We start from the raw sequence: 12,394 nt of genomic DNA on the forward strand, positions 1-12,394 counted from the left end.
ACAGATCCAATGTTTCAATGTGACAGCGCAGCGTCCATCCTGTGAGATCAGCCGATGTGAGCGATGCTGGCGATTTCGATCAGTGCCTCGGGTTTGACCAGGCCGCACTGGATGCAATAACGCGCAGGTTTTTCCCCGGCGAAGTATTCGGCGTAGACCTCGTTGACCTTCGCGTAGTCGGCCCAGTCCTTGATCATGATCATGTTGAACGTAACGTCGTCCATGGTGCCGCCTGCGGTTTCAATCACGCTCTTGATGGTCTCCAGCACATGGCGGGTCTGAGCGGTCGCGTCACCCACATGCACGACGTTGTTGTCTTTGTCGAAGGGCAGGGTGCCGGATACATACAGCACGCCGTCGGCCATGGAGCCTGGAACAAACGGGGCGATGGGCTTGGTGGTGCCGGCTGGGATGATCGCTTTCTTGGTCATGGGCTTTCCTCAGAGAGTGGAGGTTTTTGGAGTGAAAGTGCTGCAGAAATCTTCAACGCTGGACACCCAGCCGAAAAACGTTTCGATGTTGAACAGTGCCGCCTGCTGCGCAAACGCCGGACCCGCCTGATGCGTAGCATCGGCTAGCACTACGCCGAAGTATTCGAGGAAGAAGCCGTCGCGCAGGGTCGACTCGACACACACGTTGGTGGCGATCCCGGTGAACACCAGATTGCGGATGCCACGGCTGCGCAGCACGCTGTCGAAGTTGGTATTGAAGAAGCCGCTGTAGCGGGTTTTCGGCAATACGATATCGCCCGGCTGCGGTTGCAATTCGTCCACCAATTGATAGTCCCAGCCGCCTTTGGCCAGCAGTTGGCCTTGCAGCTCAGGGCGTTTGCGCATGGTTTTCAGCGCGTTGGATTTATGCCAGTTGGGCGAACCCGGACCGCCGGCTTCGACGTAATCCGAGTCCCAGCCGTTCTGGAAGAAAATCACCGGCATGCCGGCGGCACGCGCCGTGACCAGCGCCTTATGAATGCTGGCAATCACCGGCCCGGTGCTGCTGACATCAAAACCCGCAAGGTCCAGATAGCCGCCCAGTGTTGAATAGGCGTTCTGCATGTCGATCACGATCAAGGCCGTCTCGCAGGCTTTCATGCTCAGCGGTTCCGGGCTGGCTGGGAGTTGGCGAGCAGCCTCTGCGGACTGGGGCGGTGCATAGCCTGATACAGGGGCAATTGCATTCATCAGGCAGATTCCTTGAGCAGATTGATGTGTTGGCGACTGGTCATCAGTGGCTGAATCTTCTGCCCGAAATCTTCCACACCTTTAACGAAGTCATCGAAGGTCAGCATCACGCCCTGGGTGCCGGGTACGCTGGCCACTTCATCGAGCATGCGGGCTACCGAGGCCCACGAACCCACCAGCGTCCCCATGTTGATATTCACGGCGGAGGTCGGATCGGCCATCTGCCGCATGTTGGAACCGGGACTCTTGTCGGCTGAACCTTTTTCGCTGAGCCAGGCGATGGCTTCTTCATCGGCCCCGGCCTTGATGTGCTCCCAGCGGGCGCGGGCGGCTTCATCGGTGTCGTCGGCGATGATCATGAACAGCGGGCAGGAAGTGACATTACGGCCGGTTTTTTCGTTGGCCTCGATCAGCTTGGCAGCGGTCGGCGCGTAAGCCATCGGGGTGTTCACGCCCTTGCCGAAACAGAAGTTGTAGTCGGCGTATTGCGAAGAAAACGCCATGCCCGCTTCGCTTTGGCCTGCGCAGATGATTTTCATGTCTGCCTGGGGTTTCGGGCTGACGCGGCAGTCGTTCATGGTGAAGTACTTGCCTTTGAGATCGCTGTGCCCGGTGCTCCACAAGTCCCGCAGTACCTGGGCGTATTCGGCCAGGTATTCATAACGGGTCGAGAAAAAGTCATCTCCCGGCCACATGCCCATCTGCTCGTATTCCGGCTTTTGCCAGCCCGTTACCAGATTCACCCCGAAGCGGCCGCCGGAAATCGAGTCGATGGTCGACGCCATGCGCGCGACGATGGCCGGAGGAATCGTCAGGGTTGCAACGGTGGCGAACAGGTGGATGCGGCTGGTGACAGCGGCGAGTCCTGCCATCAACGTGAAGGACTCCATGTTGTGTTCCCAGAACTCGGTCTTGCCACCGAACCCGCGCAACTTGATCATCGACAGGGCAAACTCGAAGCCGTAATGCTCGGCCTTCTGCACGATTGTCTTGTTCAGTTCGAACGTCGGCATGTATTGCGGTGCGTTGCTGGAAATCAGCCAGCCGTTGTTACCGATAGGGATGAAGATTCCAATATCCATGTGAAGGCCTCTTGCATGCGGTGGCAATGAACGGTGCGCCCGGCGAAGTCCGGCAGCACGCTACACAGGACGTTTTGCATGAAGCAGGCCAGCTTTTTATTGTTGTTTTAAAACAAAGGGTTGACTGAATTTAGGTATGTGTTTCAGACCATTTGGTCTGGATTAGAGCACTTGGTTTGTGCGCGGTGCACGCAGACGGGGCAGGGGCCTGGATTTAATTGTGCCGCGCTGTCTCGCAGTTAACACCGGGCTGTAGGAGCGCACGAGCACCGTGAGGCCGCGATAGCGGTGTATCAGACAGAATGCTATCGCGGCCTCGCGGTGCCCGTGCGCTCCTACAGGTTTCGTGTTTTCTGCATGAGTGCTTTACCCAGCCCCCATCCACCAAGGTAAAGTGCCCCGGTATTCAATGTTGATGCGGTCGTAAATGTGAACAACGAACCTCCAGTGGTGCCGTCCAAGTCCGTCAAACGTAGCCGTGTGCTGAAACCCAAAGCACCTGCGGTCAAGGCTAAGGCCAAGCCTGTGGCTAAAGGAAAAGGTAAAGGCACGCGCGAGGCCAGTGCTTCGACAGTCAAGCGGCGGATGCGTCTGGTAGAAGGCAAGCGTGCCGCGATTCTGGAAGCTGCGCTGGAAATCTTCTCGCGCTTCGGCCTGCATGGCACCAGCCTGGACCAGGTGGCGAGCATGGCCGACGTGTCCAAGACCAATCTGCTTTATTACTTCGCCAGCAAAGAAGAGCTGTACACCAGTGTGCTGCGTCAGTTACTGGATGTCTGGCTTAAGCCGTTGCGCGGGTTCAGTGCAGAGCAGGATCCGATTGAGGCAATCAGCGAATACATCCGGGTCAAGCTGGAGTTGTCCCGTGACCATCCCGCTGAGTCGCGGCTGTTCTGTCTGGAGATCATTCAGGGTGCGCCGTTGATGCTGGCAGAGTTGGAGCAGCCACTGCGCGATATCGTCGAGGCCAAGGTCTCGGTGATACAGGGCTGGATAGAGGCGGGCAAACTGGCACCGGTTGAACCGCATCACCTGATCTTCTCGCTGTGGGCCACAACGCAGCACTATGCTGACTTTGCCAGCCAGATCAATGCGGTGACCGGCAAGACGCTTGATGATCCGGTGTTCTTTGCGCACACGTTAGAAAACCTGCAGGCGCTGGTCCTCAACGGCATCCGGCCGCGAGTTCAAGCAGCAGACTCACAGCAATAACGCGGAACGCTTTTCGGTGGAAAATCCCAGGTTGGCCTGAAATCCGTAGGACCGGCTTTAGCCGGGAGAGCAGTGTTTCTGCCGAAGAAAATTTAGCGGATATCACTAAGTCCTCCCGGCTAAAGCCGGTCCTACGGAAAATCGCGGCCGCTGCAGGAGATTCTGTGTTGGCCTGCTAATTCGCAATCAGGCTCACCGTTTGCCCTGCGCACGAGCCGAAGCATTGACCCATCTCAACCCCCATGCCCGCTTTTCGTGCTCCCCCGCCCAAACCAAGTGCTCTGCTTCGGACCATTTGATCTGTTTTTGTGTGCCTTTAAAAGCTAACCATCTGAAACCTATAACTATTCAAAGACTGGCACAGTTACTGCTATCCCCAGAGCAGCTGTTCGGTCGGGGATCCTGACCGGGCGAGCCTTATCCCGCTGCTGGCCTACCATCAGGATGATCAACAATGCTCAACAGATTTCTTAAGCGAACCTTGTGTGCGGCAATATTGCTGGGTCTGGCGCACGGCGCCTCGGCAGAAGGCCTGACCCTGGAGAAGCCGGCGAAGATCGCCATGGTCTATATCAGCCCACGCAATGATGGTGGCTGGACTCAGGCGTTCGATGAGTCGCGGGTCAAGCTGGAGAAAGAGCTGGGTACTAAAATCCAGTACGTGGAAAGCGTGCCGGAGAACGCTGCGGCAATTACCCCGGTGGTTGATCGACTGATCGCCCGGGGCGCCAACGTCATTATTGGCACCGCGTTTGGCTACTCCGATACCTTCCTCGATCTGGCGAAGAAGTACCCGAAGATCGCCTTCCTCAACGGTTCCGGCACGACCAATGCGCCAAATCTGGAATCCTTCTACGGCCGTACTTACGAAAGTCAGTACCTGTGCGGCATGGTGGCGGGCGCGGCATCGAAGACCGGCAAACTGGGTTTCGTCGCCGCCAACCCCTTCGGCCAGGTCAACTGGACAGTCAATGCCTTCGCGCTGGGGGCGCAGCAGATCAACCCCAATGCTACGGTCAACGTGATTTACACCGGTGCCTGGAACGACCCGGTCAAGGAACGCGCGGCCGCCATGGCCCTGATCGATAACGGCGCGGACGTGATCGGCCAGCACGTGGACAGCCCGACGCCACAAATCGTTGCGCAGGAGCGCGGCGTGCTGGGCACCGGTTATCACCGTGACTTGAGTGAGTTCGCGCCCAAGGCCACCGTGTGTTCTTCGGCCTGGGTCTGGGATCGCTTTCTTGCCCCTGAGCTGAAGAAGATCATCGCCGGTAACTGGGTGCCCGATCCCAAAGGCGCTCTGCTGTCCATGGAGCAAGGCGGCACAGACATTACGCTGACGGCTGGCGAGCATATTTCTGCCGAGAACAAGCAAAAGATCGAGGCCGCTCGCGAGCAGTTGATGAAAGGTCAGAAGATCATTTACAGCGGGCCGATGAGTGATCGTGATGGCAAGGAGCGGATAGCGGCGGGCACGAACATGCCGGATGCCGACTTGTGGAAGATGGACTGGTTCGTCAAAGGCGTGGCTTCTCAGCAATGAGCCAGGCGAACGCGATCCAGCTCACCGGTATCAGCAAATCATTCGACGGCTTCAAGGCTTTGACTGACGCGCACTTCACTGGCAAATGGGGGGAAGTGCATGCGTTGCTTGGAGAGAACGGTGCGGGTAAATCATCGCTGATGAATATCGCCGCCGGTTTGTATGCGCCGGAAAGCGGGTCGCTGTTGATTGATGACAACCCGGTACGGCTCAGCGGCCCCAAGGACGCGAGCCGCTATCACATCGGCATGGTCCACCAGCATTTCAAGCTGGTGCGACCGTTCACCGTTGCCCAGAACATTCTGCTGGGCTTGCCCGACGCTGTGGGGCAGGGCAGCTACAGCAAACGTCTGCAAACACTCGAACAGCAGATCAGCGCCAAGGCTGAGGAGCTGGGCTTTGCCATTGATCCGCGCCAGACCATCGAAAATCTGTCGATTGCCGAGCAGCAACGGGTGGAAATTCTCAAGGTGTTGTTGGCCGGTGCGCGGATCCTGATTCTCGACGAGCCCACCGCGGTACTGACCGACCAGGAAGCCGAACGGTTGCTGGCGACCGTGCAGTCTTTCGCACGGCAGGGTGCGGCCGTGATTCTGGTGACGCACAAAATGTCTGACGTCAAACGCTATGCGGACCGCGTTACGGTGATGCGAGGCGGCCGGACCGTGGAAACCCTTGATCCGCAAAGCGTATCGGTCCAGCAATTGGTGCGCTTGACGGTCGGTGAGTCCCAGGCTGTTGCCGAACATCCGCAGGCCTTGGCTGGCGAGGCGAAACTGGTGGTGCGCAACCTGCGTTCCGTACCGGGTCTGGGACCGTTGGCTGGCGTCGATATGACCCTGCATGCCGGGCAGATTTATGGCATCGCCGGGGTCGGGGGCAACGGCCAGAGTGAGTTAGCCAATGCCTTGATGGGGCTGCCTCAAGCGGTGGAGGGCGAAATGTTGCTGCAGGGTTTTGGCGATTTGTGCGGCGCATCTGCCGAGCAACGCCGGGATTTGCGCATCGCGTCAATTCCCGCCGACCGCTACGGCGCCGCGCTGGCAGGGTCACTGTCCGTGGCCGAGAACTTTGGAATCGGTCAGATCCACAGCGGTCGTTACGGATCGTTCTTTCGCCTGCGCACCAAGCGTATGGAAGAGGATGCCACCGCCGCTATCAGCGCTTTCGACGTGCAAGGCGTTCGCTCCTTGCAACAGAAAGCCGCGCTGCTGTCCGGAGGTAACGCCCAGAAACTGGTGATCGCCCGGGAATTCAGCCGCGACCCGCAACTGGTGCTGGTACACAGCCCCAGTCGGGGGCTGGATGCCAAGGCGACCGCTGCGGTACATGGTCGCTTGCGGGCCGCGCGGGATGCGGGAGCGGCGGTGTTGGTGATCAGTGAAGACCTTGATGAGGTGCTGATGCTCGCTGATCGCATCGGGGTCATGAACAGCGGCCGGATCGTCGCAGAATTCGAACGCCCGGCGGATCGCCAGGCGATAGGCAAGGCCATGGTGAGTCATGACTGAAGTCACACTGCAATCCGCGACTCATAAACCTGCGCGGCGTCAGCCACTGCTTTCCCGTCGCTATGCCCTGGAAATTCGTCAGCAACTGGCCTGGTACTGGCAGGCGCTGGTGATTGCCCTGGCCTTGGTGGTCGGCCTGGCCATCTCGGCGGCCATTCTGGTCGGTGCCGGTGTGCCGGCTGACGAGCTGCTCAATGAGTTTGTCGTACTGACCGTGCTGGACCCGCAGAACTTCAAAGCGGTGCTGTTTCAGGCGGCTCCGATGATTCTGGTGGGGCTGGCCGGGTGCATGGCGTTTCGTGCGCGATTCTGGAATCTGGGCCTGGAAGGCCAGATGATCTGGGGCGGCATTGGTGCTACCGCCGTCTCGTTGTTCGAAGTCGGCCCGCCGTCGATTCGGCTGCCGTTGATGCTGGCGGCGGCAATCATCTGCGGCGTGCTCTGGACCGTCGCGCCAGTGCTGCTCAAGTTGCGCCTCAAGGTCAACGAAATCATCTCGACGCTGATGCTCAACTACATCGCCGCCAACTTCCTCCTTCATCTGCTCTACGGCAACTGGAAAGATCCTCGGGACAACTTTCCATATTCCCCGGCATTCCGAAGCTTTGAGCGCTTGCCGGATCTGCTCGACGGCTATAACGCGGCGATTGTGCTGGCGATCATCGTGACCCTTTTCGCGCTGTGGTTTATCGATATTTCCCGGGCGGGCCTGTACCTGCGTTTCGTTGATGCCAATCCGCGAGTCGCTGATGCCGTCGGCGTGCCGGTGCGCAAGATGATTATCGGCACGGTGTTGCTTTCCGGAGCACTGGCCGGGATCGCCGGGTATATCGTCACTGCCGGGCAAGAAGGTCGTCTGACTCAGTCGTTCTATCAAGGCTACGGATTCTCCGGAATCCTGATTGCCTTTCTGGCGCGTAACAACCCCGTGGCGGCCACCCTCGTTGCGTTACTGGTTGCGCTGTTGTTCGTGGCAGGACGCAGTTTGCAGGTGTTTTACCAGATCCCGTTTTCCATGGTGCAGTTGATTCAGGCCATTCTCGTGATCTGTGTGGCATCGTCGGACTTTTTCATTCGTCATCGCATGCGACTGATACAAAGGGGAGAGCAGTGATGGACATGATTGCCAACTGGCTGGGCAACTCCCCTGACTTTGCGGTGCCATTCGCACTGGCGGCTTTGGGCCTGATTCTGACCGAGCGTGCCGGGGTTCTTGCGCTGGGGGCCGAAGGCTTGATGCTGGTCGGTGCGCTGGCGGCAATCGGCGCACAACTGAGCTTCGGCACGCCGATGATTTCGCTGATCATGGCCATGCTGGCGGCCAGTGTGGTGTCGCTGCTGTTCGCGCTTATGGTGCTGGTGATGCGCATCAATCAGGTCATCGCCGGACTTGCACTGGTGTTTTTCTGTCAGGGATTGACCGGTCTGCTGGGCACCGTGCTGGAATGGACCAACCAACCCGTGACCGGGCTGGCTGCGGTTGCCCTTTGGCCGCTTTCCGGGTTACCACTGGTCGGAAAGATTTTTGTGCAAAACCCGCTGGTCTATCTGACGCCGCTTATTTTTCTGGGCGTCGTCTGGTTTCTGTATCGCACTAATGCCGGCCTGCGCCTGCGAGCTGTCGGCGAAAATCCTCAGGCGGCGGATGCGGCGGGTATCTCTGTTTTGGGTTATCGACTGGCTGCAATTCTGGCGGGCGCTGCGCTGATCGGCCTGGCGGGCGGCTATATTTCGGTGCTCAGCACCAAGATGTGGATTGCCGACATGACCGGCGGACGCGGCTGGATTGCGGTGTCTCTGGTAATTTTCGCCCGCTGGTCGCCTTGGCGCGCTCTGGCCGGTGCCGTGCTGTTCGGCTGCATCGAGGCGCTGATCCCACAGCTGGCGTCCACGGGTATTCGCCTGCCGCAGTACTTCGTGCTGATGACGCCCTATGCCGTCACGCTGATGGTCATGATCTGGGTGGCAATGGATAAAAACGCAAAGGCTGCAGGTTCAGGCAATCAACCGGGGGCGCTGGGCGAAGCGTTCATCCGTGAGGAACGACGCTGAGCGCGCAGGGTGCGGCATCACAGGCAGTTGCCCGGCAGGGGATTGCCAACGTAGGATGCGCAACCGCCTGGCGTTTGTGACGGAGCTCACTGTACGTCTGGAATCCGAAACATACGAGTACACATACGTGACAGCCATCCAATTGACTGATGCAGAAGTCGCAGCGATCGCCGAGGTCGAAGCGACTTCCAACATTCTGCGTCTGATGACGCGACTGACATCGCTACGCTTTGCGGCCATTGCGCGGGTTACCGACCAGCGCTGGATTGCCTGCGCTGTCCACGATGAAATCCAGTTTGGTGTCGGCCCTGGCGATGAGCTGGACGTTGAAGCGACCATCTGCAAGGAAATTCGTCAGCATCACGCCGCCGTGGTGATTTCTAAAGTCAGTGAGGACCCGCGCTTCGTGAACCATCCTGTGCCCAAACAGTATGGTTTCGAAAGCTATGTGTCGTTACCGATCATTCTGGCTGACGGGGCGTTTTTCGGCACGCTATGCGCGCTGGATCCGCTGCCTGCCAGACTGGATGATCCGAATCTGATTCAGACGCTGGAAATCTTCGCCCGCCTGATTGGCGTTACGCTCGATCTGCAGACACGGGTTGCTGCAGCCGCGTAGAAATATTCCGTAATAAATACCTAAAGACCCGTCTAGCCCCGCTGTTTCCCTCCGAAAAACCAGATCTTGTGCCGGTAGCACCGCTAACCGGCCGTCTGTCATTTGAAGCTTATTTCCCCCAATGCTGAAACGTTTATCATGGAGTGATGTCATTTTGATGTCGCGCAAAACGGATGCGCGCGTAAGAGAGCAGGGCCGCCCTCATCAACCTCATCATTACCGGACGGTTCTATGCTCACAGCGATTAACACAACACTGGCGAATATCAGTGTCAAAGCAAAACTTTCACTAGGCTTCGCTCTGGTGCTGATCCTTACGTGTTTGATCGCTTTTACCGGCTGGTCCGGTTTGCAATCGCTGGCCGAGCGTGGTGACAAGGTGGCATCCATCGCGACCCTCAACGAACAGGCGCGTGACCTGCGCATCGCTCGTCTGAGTTACATGCTCAAACCGGATGCCGAACATGCCACTGCGGTCACCGGCTACCTCGCCAAGCTGGAAAGCCAGACCCGTGAGATGAAAACCTTTTTCGTCACCGGAGCCAGCCTTGGCCTGATTGGCGAAGTCAGTGATGCCGTGGCTGTCTACAAAAACCATTTCAACGATTTCGTCCAGGCGACCCAGAGTCGTGAAGCGGCACGCAGTTCGATCAGCGCTCAGGTTGATACGATGATCGCGGAACTGGAAAAAATTCAGGACGAGGCGGGCGAGGCGGACTCACAGGCTCGGGCCATGACCACGCAGAATCGCCTCATTCAGCAGGCACGCTCCCACGCTCAGACTTACACCTACAGCACCAAGCCTGAATACCTGCAACCAGCACTCGCCGCTGTAGATGCAGCGCGTAACAACCTGAAGAATCTCAGTCAGTCTTCACCTCAAGCTGTTCAGGGCATTGATCAGGCGCTGGTCGCATTTCGAGCCGCTATCGCGCAGTTCAGCGATAGCGTGAGCAAGGCCGAGCAGGCGCAGATTGCCCTGACGAACGACGTAACCCGATTGCTGGAAGCCAGCAAGAAAATGACCGCCAACCAGATCGTGCTGCGCACCAACGACGTGAATGACGCCAACATGTTTCTGGCGGGTGCGACCCTCGCTGCGCTGCTGTTCGGCATTCTGGCTGCATGGCTCATCACTCGCCTGATCGTCGGGCCTTTGATGGAAACCCTGCGCAATGCCGAGTTCGTAGCCAATGGTGATCTGAGCCACAACATGGCGGTCACTCGCAAAGACGAATTGGGCCAGCTGCAAACCAGCATGCAGCGCATGACCGTGGGGCTGCGTGATCTGATTGGCGGTATCAGTGATGGTGTGGTGCAGATCGCCAGTGCCGCCGAGCAGCTGTCGGCGGTGACCGAGCAGACCAGCGCGGGCGTGAATAGCCAGAAGGTGGAAACCGATCAGGTGGCCACCGCCATGAACGAAATGACCGCCACGGTGCAGGAAGTCGCACGCAACGCTGAAGAGGCTTCCGAAGCCGCCGTCAACGCCAGCCGCGAAGCGAAGCAGGGCGATGAGGTGGTGACCCAGGCCATGCAGCAGATTGGTCGACTGGCTGAAGAAGTCAGCCACTCCACCGTCGCCATGAACGATCTGCAAAGCGAAAGCGACAAGATCGGCAGCGTGCTGGACGTGATCAAGTCGGTAGCGCAGCAAACCAACCTGCTGGCCCTCAACGCTGCCATTGAAGCGGCACGTGCCGGTGAAGCCGGCCGTGGTTTTGCCGTGGTAGCTGACGAAGTCCGCAGCCTGGCGCAACGTACCCAGACGTCCACCGAAGAAATTGAAGGCCTGATCACCGGGCTGCACACCGGTACCCAGCGCGTCGCAACCATTCTGGAAAACAGCCGCTCGTTGACCGACAGCAGCGTGGAACTGACTCAACGTGCTGCTACGTCTCTGGTCAGCATCACGCGTTCTGTTTCGTCCATCGAGTTGATGAATCAGCAGATCGCTGCAGCGGCCGAACAGCAATCCGCCGTGGCCGACGAGATCAACCGCAGCGTGCTGAATGTCCGGGATATTTCCGAGCAGACCTCCGCCGCCAGTGAAGAGACCGCAGCGTCCAGCGTTGAGCTGGCGCGGTTGGGCGTGCACCTGCAGAGCATGGTGGGCAAGTTCAAGCTTTGATGGGGCCATTCATAGAAGGTTGCGGTGTCCATGGCACCGCGAATTGACCTGTAGGAGCTGCCGAAGGCTGCGATCGCGGTGTATCAGGATAAATGCTTCGCAGCCTTCGGCAGCTCCTACAGAACATGCATTTCAAGCCAATATTTTGCTGTTGTTTGATGAGCGCTGCCGAAGGCTGCAATGACTGTATGTCAGAATAAACGCCTCGCAGCCGTCCGCAACTCCTACAGATTATCCAGTGCTCGAAGTCCATTGGCAGCTATCACTAATCGAACTATCCCCAAACGCTACGGGTCGGTACTACAACGCCGTTGTCTGGCGAAGTCACCTGCCCGGAGCACTACCATGAAGCCTTATATCATCTGCCACATGATGTCCTCGCTGGACGGCCACGCCCTGACTGATGGTTGGGAGCGGCCTTTCAAGAATGCGGCTGGCGATCTCTATGAGGAGCTGGCAAAGACTTTCAATTTCGATGCATGGATCTGCGGCCGCGTGACCATGCAGGAAATCTCTCACGGCGACGATTACCCTCGTGGGCTGGCCAAATCTTCGGTGCCACGCACCCATCATTTCGCTGACCGCAACGCTGAAACCTACGCCATCTCCATCGATCCACACGGCAAAGTGGCCTGGAAGAGCAATCAGGCGCTGGGCTCCCATGTGGTTGAAGTGGTCAGCGAATCCGTGGAAGACGATTACCTCGCGTATCTGCAATCCATCAATGTGTCCTACATTTTCGGCGGCAAGACCGACATCGATCTGAATGAAGTCGTCGACATCCTCGCCAGCGAACTGGGCCGCAAGCGTCTGATCGTAGAAGGCGGACCCCATGTCAGCGGTTCATTCCTGAATGCGGGGCTGGTGGACGAAGTCAGCGTTTTGCTGCTGCCATTGATCGACGGCCGAGGCGAGCATCCCGCCTCCTTCGAGGTATCGACCGAGGCCTGGAAGCAACCGGCTTACCTGAAGCTTGTGTCGGCCGATGTTCAGGACGAAGGTGGAGTGTGGTTGCGGTACAAGATGCGGGCTTGACGCGACTTCACGTCAGGCAAATTCCC

The 12,394-nt window shown here is 58.3% G+C and carries 11 protein-coding genes; 8 read left to right on the forward strand and 3 right to left on the reverse strand.

Annotation, left to right across the window (positions count from 1 at the left end; all coding sequences use genetic code 11):
* Nucleotides 1–47 precede the first annotated feature (47 nt).
* Genes rutC through rutA form a run of 3 tightly spaced genes read right to left on the reverse strand, consistent with a single transcriptional unit; the run spans nt 48 to nt 2,263 of the window.
* Nucleotides 48–431 (reverse strand): pyrimidine utilization protein C, encoded by a 384-nt coding sequence (rutC, locus tag H8S59_RS22460; RefSeq protein ID WP_027898842.1) that lies wholly within the window; start codon nt 429–431, stop codon nt 48–50.
* 9 nt (nt 432–440) lie between these two features.
* A complete protein-coding gene (gene rutB, locus H8S59_RS22465; RefSeq protein WP_187522849.1) occupies nt 441–1,181 on the reverse strand; it encodes a pyrimidine utilization protein B in 741 nt (246 codons plus the stop codon).
* Nucleotides 1,181–2,263 carry a pyrimidine utilization protein A gene (gene rutA, locus H8S59_RS22470; RefSeq protein WP_095097120.1) on the reverse strand — a complete coding sequence of 361 codons (1,083 nt, stop codon included), beginning with the start codon at nt 2,261–2,263 and terminating at the stop codon, nt 1,181–1,183. Before rutA ends, rutB begins: the two co-directional genes overlap by 1 nt.
* A 429-nt stretch (nt 2,264–2,692) precedes the next feature.
* On the opposite strand from rutA, the gene rutR reads away from it, so the two are divergent.
* The 8 genes from rutR to H8S59_RS22510 all read left to right on the forward strand — a co-directional run bounded on the left by rutR (nt 2,693) and on the right by H8S59_RS22510 (nt 12,368).
* Entirely contained in the window at nt 2,693–3,475 is a 783-nt protein-coding gene (rutR, locus tag H8S59_RS22475; protein ID WP_187522850.1) for an HTH-type transcriptional regulator RutR, read from the forward strand.
* A gap of 454 nt (nt 3,476–3,929) precedes the next feature.
* A complete protein-coding gene (locus H8S59_RS22480; protein WP_095097114.1) occupies nt 3,930–5,021 on the forward strand; it encodes a BMP family ABC transporter substrate-binding protein in 1,092 nt (363 codons plus the stop codon).
* Nucleotides 5,018–6,532, forward strand: a complete 1,515-nt coding sequence (locus tag H8S59_RS22485) for an ABC transporter ATP-binding protein (RefSeq protein WP_187522851.1) — start codon at nt 5,018–5,020, stop codon at nt 6,530–6,532. Before H8S59_RS22480 ends, H8S59_RS22485 begins: the two co-directional genes overlap by 4 nt.
* Nucleotides 6,525–7,646 (forward strand): ABC transporter permease, encoded by a 1,122-nt coding sequence (locus tag H8S59_RS22490; RefSeq protein WP_187522852.1) that lies wholly within the window; start codon nt 6,525–6,527, stop codon nt 7,644–7,646. Before H8S59_RS22485 ends, H8S59_RS22490 begins: the two co-directional genes overlap by 8 nt.
* Complete coding sequence (locus tag H8S59_RS22495; protein WP_187522853.1) at nt 7,646–8,584, forward strand: ABC transporter permease; 939 nt, start codon at nt 7,646–7,648, stop codon at nt 8,582–8,584. The genes H8S59_RS22490 and H8S59_RS22495 overlap by 1 nt, the downstream gene beginning before the upstream one ends.
* Before the next feature lie 127 nt (nt 8,585–8,711).
* Nucleotides 8,712–9,203, forward strand: a complete 492-nt coding sequence (locus H8S59_RS22500; protein ID WP_343073079.1) for a GAF domain-containing protein — start codon at nt 8,712–8,714, stop codon at nt 9,201–9,203.
* A 231-nt stretch (nt 9,204–9,434) separates the two neighbouring features.
* Nucleotides 9,435–11,333, forward strand: a complete 1,899-nt coding sequence (locus H8S59_RS22505; protein WP_187522855.1) for a HAMP domain-containing methyl-accepting chemotaxis protein — start codon at nt 9,435–9,437, stop codon at nt 11,331–11,333.
* 345 nt (nt 11,334–11,678) lie between these two features.
* The gene (locus H8S59_RS22510; RefSeq protein WP_095097100.1) at nt 11,679–12,368 is read left to right on the forward strand and encodes a dihydrofolate reductase family protein; all 690 of its coding nucleotides are present in this window, start codon (nt 11,679–11,681) and stop codon (nt 12,366–12,368) included.
* Nucleotides 12,369–12,394 lie beyond the last annotated feature (26 nt).

The organism is Pseudomonas folii (assembly GCF_014357575.1).
Taxonomy (GTDB): Bacteria; Pseudomonadota; Gammaproteobacteria; order Pseudomonadales; family Pseudomonadaceae; genus Aquipseudomonas; species Aquipseudomonas folii.